Here is a 16,106-nt window from a genome sequence, read left to right as displayed (position 1 = left end):
CTCCTGCCGGATGGCGCTATTGGAGCTCATCCAAAAACATATTCGTAAACGCGATTTGATAGGGTTAGTTGAAAAACTCGTCATCCTGCTTGTTAAAGGACATGCTAATGACAACCAGTTGAAAGCCCTGTTTAATTACCTGATGCAGGCCGGGGACACCGCACGTTTTAGCGAATTTATTCACCAGGTCGCCGAACGTTTACCTCAACACAAGGAAAAGTTGATGACTATTGCCGAAAGATTACGTCAGGAAGGGCACCTTAATGGTCTTCAGGAAGGTCACAGGAAAGGGTTACGACAGGGTTTGCAACAAGGCAAACAAGAGGAAGCTCTGCGCATTGCAACAACCATGTTGGCAGATGGCACAGACCCGCTGACCATCTGCAGAATCACCGGCCTGACCGCTGAGGATCTGGCTACGTGCAGCCATTAATCACCAGCCCGGCAGTATGATTCCACCGGGCAAAACAGCGGATTTATAGCCGCTGTTTTAACGCCACCAGCGCTGAGCAGAACTCCATCGGATGTGAGATAAACGGCGCATGCGCCGCTTTGGCAAACACCAACGACTCGCTTTGCGGCCACAGGGTATCCAGCATCGGGACGACTTTACGTGGAACCAAACCATCAAGATAACCGTACATCCGCAGAAAAGGTATATCCACAGAACATAACGGCTCACGCAGATCGACCGTTTTCAGAATCTCCAGCCCGCCGTTGAGCACATCGACGTCCGGCATGGGTAATGCCAGCACCGTTTTCTTCAGCGCTCGCGCATCCTGACGCGCGGTTTCCGTACCCATCGTTTGCAAGGCCAGAAAACGTTCCACCGTACGCTGGAAATCTTCGCTCAACTGTTGCTGGAAACCGGCCAGTACTTCCGGTTTAATGCCCGGCCATTCGTCGCGCGCGCTAAAACAAGGTGAGGATGCCACGGTAACCAGCGCCTGAACACGCTCAGGATGCGTTAACGCCACCTGACTGGCGACCAGCCCCCCGAGACTCCAGCCGAGCCAGATGGCTTTCTCCGGCGCCTGTTTTAATACCCGCCCGGCCATCTCTTCCAGCGACATTGCGCCGAACCCCTGGCTGCGACCAAATCCCGGCAAGTCGACAAGATGCAGCGTGAAATGCGAGCTCAGTTCCTCACTTATGCAATGCCATACTTCCGCGTTCAGTCCCCATCCGTGCAGCAGCACAAGATGGCAATTTCCCGAACCCTGGGTCTGCCACCAGATGTCATTCATCAGTTATTGTTCTCTTTTAGCCTGAAAGGATGCATCTATGCTAACAGTACCAGGATTGTGCTGGCTATGCCGAATGCCGTTGACGTTGGGGCACTGGGGGATCTGTTCGGTTTGCACGCGGGCAACGCGTCAGCCTCTCTGCCGGTGTCCTCAATGTGGACTACCCGCCGCACATCCTTCGCTTCCCTGCGGTCGTTGCCTGCAAAAACCCCCGCCGTGGCAGCGTCTGATCGCCGTCAGCGACTATATTCCTCCGCTGAGCGGACTTATCCACCAGTTTAAGTTTTCACGCCGCAGCGAAATGGCCAGTGCTCTTTCACGTTTACTGTTGCTGGAGGTATTACAGGCCCGGCGCGTCAGCGCTCTTCCTCTGCCGGACATGATCGTTAGCGTCCCGCTCTGGCAACGCCGACACTGGCGCAGAGGATTTAATCAGAGTGATTTACTGTGTCGCCCTTTGGCGCGCTGGCTTGGATGCGACTGGGACAGGCAGGCCATCACACGGGTTCGGGCCACCGCCACACAACACTATCTCAGCGCCAGATTACGCAAACGTAACCTGAAAAATGCCTTTCGCCTTGAATTGCCGGTGCAGGGACTCCATATGGTTATTGTGGATGATGTCGTCACTACCGGAAGTACCGTCGCGGAAATCGCGCAGCTGCTTTTACGCAACGGCGCGGCGACTGTCCAGGTATGGTGCCTGTGTCGAACCTTGTAGAGCCTCGATGATGGGCGTATTATAACCAAGTAAAATAGTCAACTATTAGGCCATTACTATGATCCATATTTCCGATGCTGCACAAGCGCACTTTGCCAAACTGCTGGCAAATCAGGAAGAAGGGACACAAATTCGCGTATTTGTGATTAATCCCGGCACGCCTAACGCTGAATGCGGCGTTTCTTATTGCCCGCCCGACGCCGTGGAAGCAACCGACACCGCCATTAAATTTGACCTGCTGACCGCATATGTTGATGAACTGAGCGCACCGTATCTGGAAGATGCAGAAATCGATTTCGTTACCGACCAGTTAGGCTCCCAGCTGACGCTGAAAGCGCCAAACGCCAAAATGCGTAAAGTTGCCGATGATGCGCCGCTGATGGAACGCGTAGAGTACATGCTGCAATCGCAGATCAACCCACAGCTGGCAGGCCATGGCGGCCGCGTCTCTCTGATGGAGATCACCGATGAAGGCTACGCCATTCTGCAATTTGGCGGCGGCTGTAACGGCTGTTCAATGGTAGATGTAACGCTGAAAGAAGGTATCGAGAAACAGCTGCTGGCTGAATTCCCTGAACTGAAAGGCGTTCGCGATTTAACCGAACACCAGCGCGGTGAGCACTCTTACTACTAACGACCAGACCTGCAAGGCCCGATCAGGCGCATCCGCGTCGCCATCGGGCATTGATGCCGGATGGCAGCATAAACGCTTTATCCGGCCTGCATCCTTACATTTCTCTGCATGTCCCCTGCAACAACACCGCTATAATTTGACCCGCCTCTCATAATTTAAATTTTGCCTGCTCAGGTGATTTTCAAGCGCTGCATGTTACCCGTATCATTCATATCAGCACCTAACACACCCATAACAACCAGCTAAACTAATTAGTTTTGACGGTAATCAGCATTGGTGCTGTGAATACTCGGTTCCCGGTCGGGACAATCGGAATTTGTCATCTAAACACTGACGTTACCCATAACAAAGTAAAGGCCAGGTAAATCATGCCATTAGTCATCGTTGCTATCGGTGTAATCTTGTTACTTCTCCTGATGATCCGTTTCAAAATGAACGGCTTCATCGCTCTCGTCCTGGTGGCGCTTGCTGTCGGATTGATGCAAGGGATGCCGCTGGATAAAGTCATCGGTTCTATTAAGGCCGGCGTCGGCGGAACCCTTGGCAGCCTCGCCCTGATTATGGGTTTTGGCGCCATGTTGGGCAAAATGCTGGCGGACTGCGGCGGCGCACAGCGCATCGCCACCACGCTGATTGCTAAATTCGGCAAAAAACACATTCAGTGGGCGGTAGTATTAACCGGTTTCACCGTCGGTTTTGCCCTGTTCTACGAAGTCGGCTTCGTACTGATGCTGCCGCTGGTGTTCACGATTGCCGCGGCGGCAAACATCCCGCTGCTGTACGTTGGTGTCCCGATGGCTGCTGCGCTGTCCGTCACGCACGGTTTCCTGCCGCCTCACCCGGGTCCGACTGCTATCGCCACCATTTTCCACGCAGATATGGGTAAAACCCTGCTGTTTGGTACGATTCTGGCCATCCCGACCGTTATTCTCGCCGGTCCGGTGTACGCGCGCTTCCTGAAAGGCATCGATAAGCCAATCCCGGAAGGTTTGTACAGCGCAAAAACCTTCACCGAAGAAGAGATGCCAGGCTTTGGCGTCAGCGTCTGGACCTCTTTGGTTCCGGTTATCCTGATGGCAATGCGCGCCGTCGCGGAGATGATTCTGCCTAAAGGTCATGCTTTCCTGACAGTTGCAGAATTCCTTGGCGACCCGGTCATGGCTACGCTTATCGCGGTGCTGATTGCGATGTTCACGTTTGGTCTGAACCGTGGACGTTCGATGGATCAGATTAACGACACGCTGGTGTCCTCAATCAAAATCATCGCGATGATGCTGTTGATCATCGGTGGTGGCGGTGCCTTCAAACAGGTTCTGGTTGATAGCGGCGTGGACAAATACATCGCTTCAATGATGCACGGCTCGAACGTTTCTCCGCTGCTGATGGCATGGTCTATCGCTGCGGTACTGCGTATCGCGCTGGGTTCCGCAACCGTTGCAGCTATCACCGCAGGTGGGATAGTGGCGCCGCTGATTGCGACGACCGGCGTAAGCCCTGAGCTGATGGTTATTGCAGTCGGTTCCGGCTCCGTCATTTTCTCCCACGTGAACGATCCTGGCTTCTGGCTGTTCAAGGAGTATTTCAACCTGACTATCGGTGAGACCATCAAGTCATGGTCAATGCTGGAGACCATTATCTCCGTCTGCGGTCTGGTAGGTTGTCTGCTGCTGGGCATGGTGGTCTGATAAAACGGTGCCGGGTGGCGCTTCGCTTACCCGGCCTACCGCAGTCATTGTAGGCCGGATAAGACGCATTCTGCGTCGCCATCCGGCCAACTAACACTATTTCTTCTTCGCAGCGGCTTTTCGGCGCTTATCCAAATCCTTAATCAGCTTGTTCACACCGTCATCGGCAAACATCTGCTCCAACGTAGCGGTGAGCTTACGCCGCCAGTTTTTGTACTGGTCGCTGGTCCCCGGGATGTTGACCGGATCCGCCATTCCTAACCAGTCCTCCGGTTGCAGGCCCAGCAGCGCACTGTTGCTGTCAGCGATGTAGCGTTGCATGCCACGATTAAGCATCGGCGTCATCGACATCAGCGAGGCCTTGTGACCCGCGCGTTTTGGCAGACAGCCATATTTGTGCAGCGCGTCCAGCAGCCCTTGTTTCGCCAACTCCCGGTCCTGATATAACCCTCGTAGCACAACCTCATCCGGGTACAGACCCAGCGCTCTACCCAGCGTCAGATCGCCGCTATCCCAATAACCTTTAAGCGTAGGAAGGTCATGCGTCGCCGCGACTGCCATTGATTGTTCCGGGTACGCTTTCGGCGCACGGAAGTTTTTCTCATGGTCATTCTCAAAGTAAAGCACTTTGTAGGAGTACACGCCGCTATCGCGCAGCTTGCTGACGATCTCCACCGGCACAGTACCCAGATCTTCACCAATCACCATGCAGTGATGACGTTTACTTTCCAGCGCCAGAATTGAAAGCAGATCGTCGACCGGATAATGCACATAGGCGCCGTGATCGGCCGTTTCACCGTAGGGGATCCACCACAGACGCAGCATCGACATAACATGATCGATACGCAATGCGCCGCAGTTCTGCATATTGGCACGCAGCAGCTCGATAAACGGTTCGTAAGCGCGGGCTGTGATGATGTGCGGATCCATCGGCGGCAGCCCCCAGTTCTGACCCAGCGGACCGAGAATATCCGGCGGCGCGCCAACCGAGGCTTTCAGGCAGTACAGCTCACGGTCGCACCAGGTTTCCGCCCCCCCTTCTGCCACGCCGACCGCCAGGTCGCGATACAGCCCAATAGGCATCGCAAAACACTGACTCGTTTCCCAGCAGTCAGCGAACTGGGTATACGCCAGCCACTGAAGCCACAGGTAGAAGTCCACGTCATCACGATGCGCTTCGCAGAACTGTTTAACCTCTGGCGAGTCCACCGACTGGAAAGCCTCTGGCCACACCGGCCAGCCCCAGCGCAATGCGTCTTCTTTCACCTGATGCGCATGCAGGGCGTCAAAGGCCGCCTGCCAGTACAGGCTATCGCCTTCCTGAGCCACAAACTGGCGAAATGCCGCCATCTGCTCATCATCACGCGCAGAGAAGCTTTTCCACGCCATACGTAGAGCCGTCATCTTCAGTGCGGTAACGGTAGAGTAATCCACCCATACGGCATCTCGCGCCTTTTGCAGGGCTTGCTGAGTCGTGGGTTTCTGCCACCAGGCCTGTGCCTCTTTACTGTGGTGGAAATCGTCTACTGCGTTGACATCAATATAAATAATATTCAGCCAGCGACGTGACGACGGGCTGTATGGACTTGCACTTTCCGGGTTCGCCGGATACAGCGCATGAATAGGATTCAGGCCGATAAACGCGCCGCCGCGTTGTGCCACATCCACCAACATGGCGCGGAGATCGCCAAAGTCGCCAATCCCCCAGTTTTTTTCTGAACGTAGGGTGTAAAGCTGAACGCATGCCCCCCACAGCTTCTGCCCGGCCAACAACGCCTGCGGTTCGTAACAGCGCTTCGGCGCCACGATGATACGGCAATGCGTACGCAACTCCCCCTGGGTCAGGGTAAGCGTGTGATATCCCTCCGGCAGTTTCGCCGGCAGATTGAAAGATTTACCGCCAACGGCATGCCCTTTGTACTGCACACCCTCTTCGGTGGTTAGCAGCCAGGTAAACTCTCCACTTCCCTCAACCGCCAACGGCATTTTTTTGCCCGCGGTATAAACCATGACGTTCGGCACCGGGGTCACCGCCACCTTCGTGGCGGCGGTGGTGCGATGCATGGCGTCAAGCAAACGCCGCTTGGTTTCGGCACCAATAGACTGCGGTTTACCGTGGGCATTAATGTAATGTGGGCTGATCCCCGCCGCCAGCGCGGCATTATCCAGACGTTTGCTTTCCATCGCGCTTCCTTAACGTTTCGCCTGCCAGATACGAGCCTGATAATCGCGAATAGAGCGATCTGAACTGAACATGCCGCAACGTGCGGTATTCAGAATCGCCGCCCGGGTCCAGGCGTCCTGGTCACGGTACAACACGTCAACCTGCTTCTGGGCTGCAACGTAGGCCGCGAAGTCCGCCATGACCAGATACGGATCACCGCCCTGCTTACCAATACTGTGCAGCATCTGGTCAAAGGCATGTTTATCGCCGTCGCTGAATTTTCCGCTTTCCAACTCCTTCAGAACAGCATCCAGCACCTTATCTTTCTTACGCCATTTCACCGGGTCATAGCCTTTCGCTTTCAGGGCTTTCACCTCTTCCACGGTATGACCAAAGATAAAGATATTTTCGTCGCCCACCTTCTCGGCGATTTCGACGTTGGCGCCATCCAGCGTACCGACGGTTAACGCGCCGTTCAGCGCCAGTTTCATGTTACCGGTGCCGGAAGCCTCTTTGCCCGCGGTTGAGATCTGCTCAGAGATATCCGCCGCCGGAATCAGCATTTCCGCTGCCGAGACACAATAATCCGGCAGGAAGACGACTTTCAGCTTGTCGCCGATTTTCGGGTCGTTATTGATGGTTTCCGCCACCTTGTTGATAGCGAAGATAATATTTTTCGCCAGGTAGTAACCCGGAGCGGCTTTCGCGCCAAACAGGAAGACGCGCGGCACGCGATCCGCCTGCGGGTTTTCACGAATTTCTTTGTACAGCGCCAGAATATGCAGCAAGTTCAGATGCTGACGCTTGTACTCATGCAGACGTTTGATCTGAATATCAAAGATTGCCTGCGGATTGATTTCAATACCTGTCCGTACCTTCACAAACTCTGCCAGGCGTTTTTTATTCGCCAGCTTAATGTCACGATAAGTCTGACGGAACTTCGCGTCGTCGGCGTATTTTTCCAGGTTAATCAACTGGTCGAGGTCGTTGGCCCACTCTTTTTTCAGCGATTTATCCAGCAGCGCGGCAAGCGCCGGGTTGCACTGTTTGATCCAGCGACGCGGGGTAATCCCGTTGGTGACGTTATGGAATTTGTTAGGCCAGAGCTGGTGATATTCCGGGAACAGATCTTTCACCACCAGATCGGAGTGCAGCGCCGCCACGCCGTTAACCGCAAAACCGCTGACCACGCACATATTGGCCATACGTACCTGTTTATTATGCACCACCGCCAGTTTCGCCCACACTTCAGCATCACCCGGCCAGGTTTTATCGACCAGTTTCTTAAAGCGGTCGTTAATCTCTTTGATGATTTGAATATGGCGCGGCAGTAGCGCTTTCACCAACTTCTCATCCCAGCACTCCAGCGCCTCTGGCATCAGGGTATGGTTGGTGTACGCAAAGGTTTTGCTGGTAATGGCCCACGCATCGTCCCAGCTCATCTGGTGCTCATCAATCAGCACACGCAGCAGCTCAGGGATCGCGATGGTCGGGTGAGTATCGTTCAGTTGAATCACTTCGAAATCGGCCAGCTCATGCAGTTTACGCCCTGCCAGATGATGGCGGCGCAGAATGTCGGCTACGGAGCAGGCGCACTGGAAGTACTGCTGCATCAGGCGCAGCTTTTTACCCGCGGTGTGGTTGTCGTTCGGGTACAGCACTTTGGTCAGTTTTTCGGCGTCGATGCCCTGCTGCTCTGCGCGCAGGAAATCGCCGTCATTAAATTTGGTCAGGTTAAACGGATGCGCGTGGCTGGCCTGCCACAGACGCAGCGGTTGCGCCACGCCGTTACGGTAGCCGAGAACCGGCAGATCCCAGGCCTGACCGGTGATGATAAATCCCGGCTCCCAGTGTCCCTCTTTGGTGACTTTACCGCCAATGCCGACCTGCACGTCCAACGCTTCGTTGTGACGGAACCACGGGTAGCTACCGCGATGCCAGTCATCCGGGGCTTCCATCTGCTGACCGTCGGCAAAAGACTGGCGGAACAGGCCGTACTGGTAGTTGAGACCATAGCCCGTCGCCGACTGGCCGACCGTCGCCATCGAATCCAGGAAGCAGGCCGCCAGACGCCCCAACCCACCGTTACCTAACGCCGGATCGATCTCTTCTTCCAGTAAATCGGTCAGGTTGACGTCGTGCGCTTTCAGTTCATCGCTCACCGCCTGATACCAGCCCAGATTGAGTAAGTTGTTGCCGGTCAGACGACCAATCAAAAACTCCATCGAGATGTAGTTAACATGGCGCTGATTTTTTGCCGGTTTCACCGCTGGCTGGGCGCTGAGTAACTCAGCCAACGCCCCACTCACTGCCTGCCACCACTGGCGCGACGTCATTTCGTGAGCCGACAGTAAACCGAAACGCTGCCACTGACGCGTCAGGGCTGCCTGAAATTGATCTTTGTTGAAGGTTGGCTGTGACATAGGGATTCCAGGTCCTTAGGTAATAAAACAACGTTATCGCTAGTTTGCCAGGCTCGTTGTTGACCTTCCTCATCCTGGCACGGATTAGGGAGGGAGGAGGAGCGGGGATGAGCATAAAAGTGTGATCGCCGCCACTTAAAGCAGAGAGGCATTGCCGGTCAATACGTAGGTTTCCCCCGCATCCCCCTGAAATGCATCACGGTTTTCGCATTAACCTAAAGAGATTAGCCAGACAATATCAAACAGTAAGATGATATTTAGAAAAAATATGTAAACAGAGAAATAGTTTCTCACCTGAAATACGCATTCTGCTTGAGTTATTTCACATGAAAGTTTTAAGTCGAGCACAAAACTCATCGTCTTTTTATTAAACGTTACAGTAACAACATAAAAAAGTGGAATCTTTCCGCTGGGTGAAAGTCACGCTGGATCCAGTCGCCACGCCTGTTGCGACTCTTTAAAGAAATTATTGCAATAGATGTATAGATTTGTGACATAGTGCAAAATCAGACACACAAAAAGCCCGCTTAGCTTGCATAAAATACCAATCTGGCCGACCTTATATCTATTAATTACGAAGCGCAAAAAAAATCATTCTTCCCCATTTTCACACAGTGAAGTGACTAACTTATGTTGATTCCGTCTAAATTAAGTCGTCCGGTTCGTCTCGACCATACGGTGGTTCGTGAGCGCCTGTTGGCTAAACTTTCCGGCGCGAACAATTTCAGGCTCGCCCTGATCACAAGTCCTGCTGGTTATGGAAAAACAACGCTTGTTTCACAATGGGCGGCGGGGAAGAACGAGTTAGGCTGGTACTCTCTGGATCAAGGCGATAACCAGCAGGAGCGCTTTGCCAGCTATCTGATTGCCGCGATCCAGCAGGCGACCGGTGGGCATTGCACCACCAGCGAAGCGCTGGTGCAAAAACGCCAGTATGCCAGCCTGACGTCACTGTTTGCGCAGCTATTTATTGAACTGGCCGAGTGGCATCGTCAACTCTACCTGGTGGTGGATGATTATCATCTAATCTCCAATCCGGCCATTCACGAAGCAATGCGCTTTTTCCTGCGTCATCAGCCTGAAAATCTCACACTGGTCGTGCTGTCGCGTAATCTGCCGCAGTTGGGCATTGCCAACCTGCGGGTGCGCGATCAGTTGCTGGAAATCGGCAGCCAACAACTGGCCTTTAACCATCAGGAAGCGAAACAATTTTTCGATCGGCGTTTATCCTCCCCGATTGAAGCGGCTGAAAGCAGCCGGATGTGCGATGACGTTGCTGGCTGGGCCACAGCGTTACAACTGATTGCCCTTTCCGCCCGCCAGAACAATAACTCTGCGCACCAGTCTGCACGACGCCTCGCTGGGATCAACGCCAGCCATTTATCCGACTACCTGGTGGATGAAGTACTGGATAGCGTTGACCTCGGCACCCGTCACTTTCTGCTCAAAAGCGCCATCCTGCGTTCGATGAACGATGCGCTGATCGTTCGGGTCACCGGCGAAGAAAACGGGCAAATGCGACTTGAGGAAATTGAGCGTCAGGGGTTATTTCTGCAGCGAATGGATGACGTCGGCGAGTGGTTCAGCTATCACCCGCTGTTTGGCAGCTTTTTACGCCAGCGTTGTCAGTGGGAACTGGCGAGCGAGCTGCCTGAAATACACCGCGCGGCCGCAGAAAGCTGGATGGCGCAGGGTTTCCCTAGCGAAGCTATCCACCACGCTCTGGCGGCAGGCGACGCCCATATGCTGCGCGATATCCTACTTAATCATGCGTGGGGCCTGTTTAACCACAGCGAACTGGCGCTATTGGAAGAGTCGCTGAAAGCCCTGCCGTGGGAAAGCCTACTGGAAAATCCGCGTCTGGTTCTGCTGCAAGCCTGGCTGATGCAAAGCCAGCACCGCTACAGCGAGGTTAATACCCTGCTGGCCCGTGCGGAACAAGAGATGAAAGGCGACATGGAGCCGACGCTGCACGCTGAATTTAACGCGCTGCGTGCGCAGGTAGCGATTAACGACGGTAACCCTGACGAAGCAGAACGTCTGGCAAAACTGGCGCTGGATGAATTACCCATCGCCTGGTTCTATAGCCGTATCGTTGCCACCTCGGTGCATGGTGAAGTCCTGCATTGTAAGGGTGATCTCACGCGTTCACTGGCGTTGATGCAGCAAACCGAGCAAATGGCGCGCCATCATGATGTCTGGCATTACGCGCTGTGGAGTCTGATCCAGCAAAGCGAAATTTTATTTGCCCAGGGCTTTTTGCAGGCCGCCTGGGAGACGCAGGAAAAAGCGTTCCAGCTGATCAAAGAGCAGCACCTGGAACAGCTGCCGATGCATGAGTTCCTGGTACGTATCCGCGCGCAGTTACTGTGGGCATGGGCACGTTTGGACGAAGCTGAAGCGTCTGCCCGCATGGGCATTGAGTTGCTTTCCACATTCCAGCCACAGCAACAGCTACAGTGCCTGGCGCTGCTGATTCAGTGTTCGCTGGCCCGGGGCGATTTAGACAACGCGCGTAGCCTGCTCAACCGTCTGGAAAACTTATTGGGCAACGGTCGCTATCACAGCGACTGGATCTCAAACGCCGATAAAGTCCGGGTGATTTACTGGCAAATGGTGGGTGACAAAAACTCGGCCGCCAACTGGCTACGCCACACGCCGAAGCCGGAGTTCGCTAATAACCACTTCCTGCAAAGTCAGTGGCGCAACATCGCCCGCGCGCAGATCCTGCTGGGTGAGTTTGAACCGGCGGAAATCGTACTGGAAGAGTTAAATGAAAATGCGCGTAACCTGCGCCTGATGAGCGATCTGAACCGTAACCTGTTGCTGCTTAATCAGTTGTACTGGCAGGCAGGACGCAAAAATGACGCGCAGCGCGTCTTACTCGAAGCGCTGCAACTGGCGAACCGTACCGGATTTATCAGCCACTTTGTTATCGAAGGTGAGGCGATGGCGCAGCAGTTGCGCCAACTGATTCAGCTCAATACGCTGCCAGAACTCGACCAGCACCGCGCCCAGCGCGTTTTGCGGGAGATTAACCAGCACCACCGCCACAAATTCGCCCACTTTGATGAAGGATTCGTTGAGCGACTGCTTACCCATCCGGAAGTGCCGGAGCTTATCCGCACCAGCCCGCTGACCCAGCGCGAATGGCAGGTTCTGGGACTGATTTATTCAGGTTACAGCAACGAGCAGATCGCCGGTGAGCTGGCCGTTGCAGCCACGACCATTAAGACGCACATCCGCAATTTGTACCAAAAACTCGGCGTCGCCCACCGCCAGGATGCGGTGCAGCATGCGCAGAAACTGCTGAAGATGATGGGCTATGGGGTATAGTTAATGCCTGATGCGCTACGCTTATCAGGCCTGGAGTTCACTTAACACAGCTCTAATTGAATATGGTGGTCGGCAATAACCTGCATCACGCCAGCTGGCGGCAGCGTGTCGGTATAAACCGCATCCACCATGCTAATGCTGCCCATATTCACCATCGCGTTACGTCCGAACTTCGAGTGATCCACTACCAGCATGACGTGACGTGAATTCTCAATGATCGCGCGTTTGGTGCGCACTTCGTGATAATCAAACTCCAGCAGGGAGCCATCGCTGTCGATACCGCTGATCCCCAGGATGCCGAAGTCCAGACGGAACTGGGAAATAAAGTCGAGGGTCGCTTCGCCCATAATGCCGCCGTCACGGCTACGCAGTTCGCCCCCGGCCAGAATAATGCGGAAATCCTCTTTCGCCATCAGCGTGTTTGCCACATTGAGATTATTGGTCACAATGCGTAAGTTGCTGTGATTAAGCAGCGCATGCGCCACCGCTTCCGGTGTGGTGCCGATATCAATAAACAGCGTTGAACCGTTAGGGATCTGCGTGGCAACTTTGCGCGCAATGCGCTCTTTTTCCGCCGTCTGCGTCGCTTTACGGTCATGCCATGGGGTATTGACCGAGCTGGATGGCAACGCCGCGCCGCCGTGGTGACGCAAAATCATATTTTGATCGGCCAGGTCATTCAGATCCCGGCGAATCGTCTGCGGGCTGACGGAGAAATGCTCCACCAGCTCCTCGGTACTGACGTATCCCTGTTTTTTTACCAGCTCAATGATCGCGTCATGTCGTTGTGTTTGCTTCATTATTGTTCCCTGGAATTTTGCCGGATGCGCTGACGCTTATCCGGCCTACAAATTGGTCCAAACGCACACCGCCTTCCGGCACCACAAAACTTGAGTCAAGTTCGTTTTCGCACATGAATAGTATCGGCAAACGCCATTGCCAGACCCACGGCCAGCCCGGCGATATGTGCGCCGTTCGCCATCGACATGCCGAACAGATCAAACCAGCCGGCAACAATCCAGATCAAGGCAAAGATAATCAAACCACGCTGCAGGAAAATACCGCTTTGCGGATCGCGCTCGCCGCGCAACCACACGTAGCCCATCAGCGCATATACCACGCCAGACAGCCCGCCAAACCACGGGCCGCTAAATTTCTGCTGAACATAACCGCTCAGCAAGGCGCTGATCACAGTAATGACAATCAGCTTTCCGCTGCCCAGGCGCTTTTCAACCGCGCCGCCGAGATACCACCACCACAGCAGGTTGAACAAAATGTGCATGAGCGAGAAATGCATAAACGCGTGGGTGAAATAACGCCAAAACTCAAATTTCAGCGAAGGATCGAACGGCCAGGCCAGCCAGAGCATTACCGCCTGGTCGCCCAGCACATTCATCGCGATAAACACCAACACACACGCCGCCATTACCGCCCAGGTCACCGGGCCGGCACGTTCGCGCAATGTGGCCAGAAACGGATAACGTTGATAGCGCAGACCGCTGTCGGTATGACCTGACTGCCAACTGGCCGCGAGGTAACGCGGATCGCCCGGGTTATCGAGAAATCGCGCCAGTTCAGCACGCACGCGTTCAGCCTGGGAGTCATCCGCCAGCCAGACATCCGTTTGCTGATGTTGTTGAATCGTCAGGATAACGCCCTGCGTCGCCATATAATCAACAAATGCCTGCGCCACGCGGGGGTTAGCAAAAGAGGTAATCATCAACATTATTGCTGTCGCTTATTCCACACAAAAGAGGACAGTATATATATCCTGTCCGTTTCAGGCTGCATCTTTGTTAGCTTACGAACCGTATGTCACTTCTGCAGGAAAATGTCGATGCCAGGCGTCGAAGCCGCCGTCAACGCTGTAAACCGCATCATAGCCCTGCTGAAGAAGATACTGCGCCGCGCCTTTACTGCTGTTGCCGTGGTAACACATCACCATCACGGCAGTATCAAAATCATGCTCACGCATAAACGTCCCCAACGTGTCGTTCGTCAAATGAAAGGCCTGCGGCGCGTGGCCCATCGCATAGCTTTGCGGATCGCGGATGTCCACCAGCACCGCCATTCCGTGCAGGAGTTTCTGATGGGCTTCTTCGACATTAATACACTCAAACTGATCCATGGCGTTCTCTTGTTAAGTTCTACTTATATTCTGGCAGGTAACCAATATTACCCTCCAGTGTACGTTGCCTGCGCAGGTAAACGCCATAATGTTATATGTATCACTGTAAATTGTTTATCCAATGTTACCAATGGCGCAATTCTTTGCTATTATGCTCGATAACGAACATTAATGAGCTATAACGAAAGTGCGAGAGGCCAGCATGGAAACCAAAGATCTGATTGTGATAGGTGGAGGCATCAACGGTGCCGGTATCGCGGCAGATGCCGCTGGACGCGGTTTATCCGTGCTGATGCTGGAGGCACAGGATTTAGCCTGCGCCACCTCCTCCGCCAGCTCCAAACTCATCCACGGTGGCCTGCGCTACCTGGAACACTACGAATTCCGCCTGGTGAGCGAGGCGCTGGCAGAACGTGAAGTGCTGTTGAAAATGGCGCCGCATATCGCCTTCCCGATGCGCTTTCGTCTGCCCCATCGCCCGCATCTGCGTCCGGCATGGATGATCCGTATTGGTTTGTTTATGTACGATCATCTGGGCAAACGCACCAGTTTGCCGGGTTCTACTGGTTTGCGTTTTGGCGCGGATTCCGTGATGAAACCTGAGATTGTGCGCGGTTTCGAATATTCTGACTGCTGGGTAGACGATGCGCGTCTGGTTTTGGCAAACGCCCAAATGGTCGTGCGCAAAGGCGGAGAAGTATTAACCCGCACCCGCGCCACCTCCGCTCGCCGTGAAAACGGCCTGTGGATCGTTGAAGCCGAAGATATCGATACCGGCAAAAAACACACCTGGCAGGCGCGCGGTCTGGTCAATGCCACCGGTCCGTGGGTGAAAGAGTTCTTTGATGACGGCATGCATCTGCCTTCGCCGTACGGTATTCGTCTGATTAAAGGTAGCCACATCGTGGTGCCGCGCGTACATACCCAGAAGCAAGCGTATATTCTGCAAAATGAAGATAAACGTATTGTGTTTGTTATCCCATGGATGGACGAATTCTCGATCATCGGGACGACTGACGTCGAATACAAAGGCGACCCGAAAGCAGTGAAAATTGATGAAAGCGAAATCAATTACCTGCTGAAGGTCTACAACGCGCACTTTAAGAAACAGCTTAGCCGTGACGATATCGTCTGGACTTACTCGGGCGTGCGTCCGCTATGCGATGACGAGTCCGACTCGCCGCAGGCTATTACCCGTGATTACACGCTGGATATCCACGACGAAAACGGCAAAGCGCCGCTGCTGTCGGTCTTTGGCGGTAAGCTGACAACCTACCGTAAGCTGGCCGAGCACGCGATGGAAAAACTGTCGTCATACTATCAGGGCATTGGCCCCGCATGGACCAAAGAGTGCATCCTGCCTGGCGGTGATATTGGCGGCGATCGCGAAGATTACGCGGCAAAACTGCGCCGTCGCTATCCATTCCTGACCGAATCGCTGGCACGCCATTATTCGCGTACCTATGGCAGCAATACTGAATGGATTATCGGCGACGCCACGTCAATCGCCGAGTTAGGCGAAGACTTCGGCCATGAGTTCTATGAGGCCGAGCTGAAGTATCTGGTTGAGCATGAGTGGGTGCGTCGCGCAGAAGATGCGCTGTGGCGTCGTACGAAAGAAGGCATGTGGCTGAATGCCGAACAGCAGTCCCGCATGACCCAATGGCTGACGGAGTATATCGAGAAGCACCAGCTGTCGCTGGCCTCCTGATAAAAATGCCGGATGGCGGCTAACGCCTTATCCGGCCTACAAGAGTGCATAAACATA

Annotated in this window: 11 protein-coding genes and 1 pseudogene; 6 read left to right on the top strand and 6 right to left on the bottom strand. The window is 54.1% G+C overall.

Going from position 1 to position 16,106, the window contains the following annotated elements:
• Positions 1-4 precede the first annotated feature (4 nt).
• A pseudogene (locus AC534G_RS01670) lies at positions 5-433 on the top strand (Rpn/YhgA-type helix-turn-helix domain-containing protein); the annotation flags it as partial.
• Positions 434-476: 43 nt separating this feature from the next.
• On the opposite strand, the gene bioH reads toward AC534G_RS01670, so the two are convergent.
• Positions 477-1,247 carry a pimeloyl-ACP methyl ester esterase BioH gene (gene bioH, locus AC534G_RS01665; protein WP_110496633.1) on the bottom strand — a complete coding sequence of 257 codons (771 nt, stop codon included), beginning with the start codon at positions 1,245-1,247 and terminating at the stop codon, positions 477-479.
• Positions 1,248-1,284: 37 nt separating this feature from the next.
• On the opposite strand from bioH, the gene gntX reads away from it, so the two are divergent.
• The 3 genes from gntX to gntT all read left to right on the top strand — a co-directional run bounded on the left by gntX (position 1,285) and on the right by gntT (position 4,287).
• The gene (gene gntX, locus AC534G_RS01660; RefSeq protein ID WP_038634901.1) at positions 1,285-1,968 is read left to right on the top strand and encodes a DNA utilization protein GntX; all 684 of its coding nucleotides are present in this window, start codon (positions 1,285-1,287) and stop codon (positions 1,966-1,968) included.
• Between the two features lie 58 nt (positions 1,969-2,026).
• Positions 2,027-2,602 carry a Fe-S biogenesis protein NfuA gene (nfuA, locus tag AC534G_RS01655; RefSeq protein WP_003023509.1) on the top strand — a complete coding sequence of 192 codons (576 nt, stop codon included), beginning with the start codon at positions 2,027-2,029 and terminating at the stop codon, positions 2,600-2,602.
• 368 nt (positions 2,603-2,970) lie between these two features.
• On the top strand, positions 2,971-4,287 hold the full coding sequence (gene gntT / locus AC534G_RS01650) for a gluconate transporter (protein ID WP_003023507.1): 1,317 nt from the start codon (positions 2,971-2,973) through the stop codon (positions 4,285-4,287).
• Between the two features lie 96 nt (positions 4,288-4,383).
• On the opposite strand, the gene malQ is transcribed toward gntT, so the two are convergent.
• Entirely contained in the window at positions 4,384-6,471 is a 2,088-nt protein-coding gene (gene malQ, locus AC534G_RS01645) for a 4-alpha-glucanotransferase (RefSeq protein WP_110496631.1), read from the bottom strand.
• Positions 6,472-6,480: 9 nt separating this feature from the next.
• The gene (gene malP, locus AC534G_RS01640; protein ID WP_110496629.1) at positions 6,481-8,874 is read right to left on the bottom strand and encodes a maltodextrin phosphorylase; all 2,394 of its coding nucleotides are present in this window, start codon (positions 8,872-8,874) and stop codon (positions 6,481-6,483) included.
• Between the two features lie 630 nt (positions 8,875-9,504).
• On the opposite strand from malP, the gene malT reads away from it, so the two are divergent.
• Positions 9,505-12,210, top strand: coding sequence for an HTH-type transcriptional regulator MalT (malT, locus tag AC534G_RS01635; protein ID WP_496594478.1), 2,706 nt, complete (start codon positions 9,505-9,507; stop codon positions 12,208-12,210).
• A 41-nt stretch (positions 12,211-12,251) separates the two neighbouring features.
• Here the strand turns inward: malT and AC534G_RS01630 are convergent, their stop codons facing one another.
• The 3 genes from AC534G_RS01630 to glpE all read right to left on the bottom strand — a co-directional run bounded on the left by AC534G_RS01630 (position 12,252) and on the right by glpE (position 14,338).
• Entirely contained in the window at positions 12,252-13,010 is a 759-nt protein-coding gene (locus tag AC534G_RS01630; protein WP_003023499.1) for a DeoR/GlpR family transcriptional regulator, read from the bottom strand.
• A 95-nt stretch (positions 13,011-13,105) separates the two neighbouring features.
• Entirely contained in the window at positions 13,106-13,936 is an 831-nt protein-coding gene (gene glpG, locus AC534G_RS01625; protein ID WP_110496625.1) for a rhomboid family intramembrane serine protease GlpG, read from the bottom strand.
• Positions 13,937-14,011: 75 nt separating this feature from the next.
• Positions 14,012-14,338, bottom strand: a complete 327-nt coding sequence (gene glpE / locus AC534G_RS01620; protein WP_038634917.1) for a thiosulfate sulfurtransferase GlpE — start codon at positions 14,336-14,338, stop codon at positions 14,012-14,014.
• 202 nt (positions 14,339-14,540) lie between these two features.
• Here glpE and glpD point away from each other — a divergent pair, with 202 nt between their 5' ends.
• Positions 14,541-16,049 (top strand): glycerol-3-phosphate dehydrogenase, encoded by a 1,509-nt coding sequence (gene glpD, locus AC534G_RS01615; RefSeq protein WP_199981058.1) that lies wholly within the window; start codon positions 14,541-14,543, stop codon positions 16,047-16,049.
• The last annotated feature ends 57 nt before the right edge of the window (positions 16,050-16,106 follow it).

The sequence above is a fragment of the Citrobacter sp. CRE-46 genome (genome assembly GCF_059615875.1).
The sequence above is the reverse complement of the archived record's forward strand: the minus strand, read 5'-3'. Positions and strand labels throughout refer to the sequence as shown.